Consider the following 2,395-nt stretch of genomic DNA (forward strand, 5'->3'; position numbering starts at 1 on the left):
CTGCATTTTTTTCAGCCACACAATCATCTTGCCGCCTAAAAAGATGGAGAGCAGAAGTGTCGTCAGCGCACCCAAAATAATCCGCGAAGTCAAATAAGTAAATGCATTAAAAGGCGTAAAATAATTATTCAGCCATTCGGCGAGTGCGTAAAGCATAATATTATCCTTTTCTATAGTCTTCTAACTGCGCCGCCGCAAACAAACGCTCCATTTGCGCACTGCGCGAGCCTTTTACCAATACCGTCAGCGCTTCTTCTTCCGCCAAAGCCGTCCTAAACGCCGCCGCCAATGCCTCCAGCGAAGAAAAATCCTGCGTGCCGTAAGCCGGCGCATTCAAGCTCCAAAAACGCGCAACCCCTTTGGCGCGCGCATATTCCGCCACCTCACGATGCAAAGCCTCGCTGTCTGCACCCAGTTCGCCCATCGCGCCGGCAATCACCAAGGCATTGGGTGCGGCGGCAATCACATCAATCCCCGCTTGGAAAGAAGCGGGATTGGCATTATAGCTGTCGTCATAAATCACATGCCGTCCGAAATGAAAGGCGCTTAAACGCGATTGCTGCAAGACCAAGCCGTTCAGCGCCTGCGCCATATCGCTCAGCGATAAGCCCGCCAAATATGCCGCCGCACAAGCCGCCAAAGCATTCGCCACATTGTGCCGACCGCGCAATTGCCATGCGATTTCCGCCGTCTCGCCCGCAACAGAAAGGCTAAAACGGCTGCCGTCAGGCGCGACAAAAGGCGCGATAATATCGCCATCCCCTGTTAATGAAAAGGTTTTTATGCGTCTGTCGGCAAATGCCTGCCGCCATTGCGCCGCCCAAGGCAAAGTCGCATTGACGACCAAAGCCGCCTCACTGTAGCGGTATATTTCGCTTTTGGCCTCCGCCACGCCCTCCAGAGAGCCGAAGCCCTGCAAATGCGCCGCCGCCACATTGGTAATCAAGGCGATATCGGGACGGGCAATCTCAACCAATCGGCGGATTTCGCCGATATGATTCGCACCCATTTCAATCACGGCAAAATCTTCGTCGCCTTGCAGGCGCAATAAAGTCAGCGGTACGCCGATGTCATTGTTCAAATTGCCCAAGGTCGCCAAGGTTTTTCCCCGCTGCGCCAAAATGCGCGCCAGCATTTCTTTGGTGCTGGTTTTGCCGTTGCTGCCCGTCAGGGCAATAAAGGTCGCCCGACTGCGCGCGCGCCGTGCCGCCGCCAAGTCTTTCAGGGCTTGCAAACTGTCTTTGACCACGATTTGCGGAATATCGATTGGACGCGCTTCTTGCACGATTGCCGCTGCCGCGCCTGCTGTTGCCGCCGCCGCCAAGAAATCTTCTCCCGTAAAATTGGTGCCGCGCAAAGCCACAAACACATCGCCCGCCTGTAAGCTGCGCGTATCCGTCGACACCGCTTGACACAGCCAGTCGCTATTGCCTATCAGGCTGCCGCCGGTAATGGCGCAGACTTCGGCGCTGCTCAATATCATTTTGTTTTCCATGCCCTAATCACCGCCTGATCGGAATATTCATATGCGCTTGTGCCGATAATTTGATAGTTTTCATGCCCTTTGCCGGCAATCAGCAAGGTATCGCCTGCCTGCAACTGCTCCAATGCCGTCCTAATCGCCGCCTCGCGCGGCTGTATGATTTGCACTTTTTCTGGCGCCTCAAAACCCTGCATGATATCGGCGATAATCGCCTGCGGATCTTCGCTGCGCGGATTGTCGTCGGTAACGATAACCGTATCGGCAAAACGCTCTGCCGCTGCCGCCATCAAAGGACGTTTGCCGGCATCGCGGTCGCCGCCGCAGCCGAAAATCAGCGATAATTTACCCTGCACATGCGGACGAATGCCTTGCAGCACGCTTTCAATCGCACCGGCAGTATGTGCATAATCGACAATCGCCGCCCTGCCTTCGCCCAAATCGATTTTTTCCACTCGCCCCGGTACGCCCTGCAAACGCGCCAATACCACCGCCGTCTGTGCCAAATCCTGACCGCCGCTGAGCAGGCAGGCAGCGACATTGAGTAAATTCGCCACATTAAAACGTGCCAGCAGACGGCTTTGCACCGCTTGGCTCTGTTCTTTGTAATGTAGGGTAAATGCCAGACCCTCGGCATTGAGCCGCACGTCCTGCGCGCTTAATTGATGATGGGCGGCGGACAAAGGTCTGCCTTCGGCGCTGAGCGACCAAATCTCCGCCTGCGGATGAATGCGTCGTTCTTCTATCAGACGCCGTCCGTAAGCATCATCGGTATTAATCAGGGCATGACGAATCGGGCGCGCGAACAATTGTGCTTTTGCCAGAAAATAGTCTTCCATATCCTGATGATAATCCAGATGATCGCGGCTTAAATTGCTAAATACCGCCGTATCGAAACGCACCGCCGCCACCCTG

Annotated in this window: 2 protein-coding genes; both read right to left on the minus strand. The window is 54.9% G+C overall.

Going from position 1 to position 2,395, the window contains the following annotated elements; translation table 11 throughout:
- Positions 1-160 precede the first annotated feature (160 nt).
- The gene (locus DT343_RS18085; protein ID WP_220116644.1) at positions 161-1,495 is read right to left on the minus strand and encodes a UDP-N-acetylmuramoyl-tripeptide--D-alanyl-D-alanine ligase; all 1,335 of its coding nucleotides are present in this window, start codon (positions 1,493-1,495) and stop codon (positions 161-163) included.
- Positions 1,480-2,395: Mur ligase family protein (locus tag DT343_RS18090; RefSeq protein ID WP_146756725.1), on the minus strand; the 916-nt coding region annotated here is incomplete at its 5' end. The genes DT343_RS18085 and DT343_RS18090, both read right to left, overlap by 16 nt.

It is taken from the genome of Brevundimonas vesicularis (assembly GCF_900445985.1).
Lineage (GTDB): Bacteria > Pseudomonadota > Alphaproteobacteria > Caulobacterales > Caulobacteraceae > Brevundimonas > Brevundimonas vesicularis_D.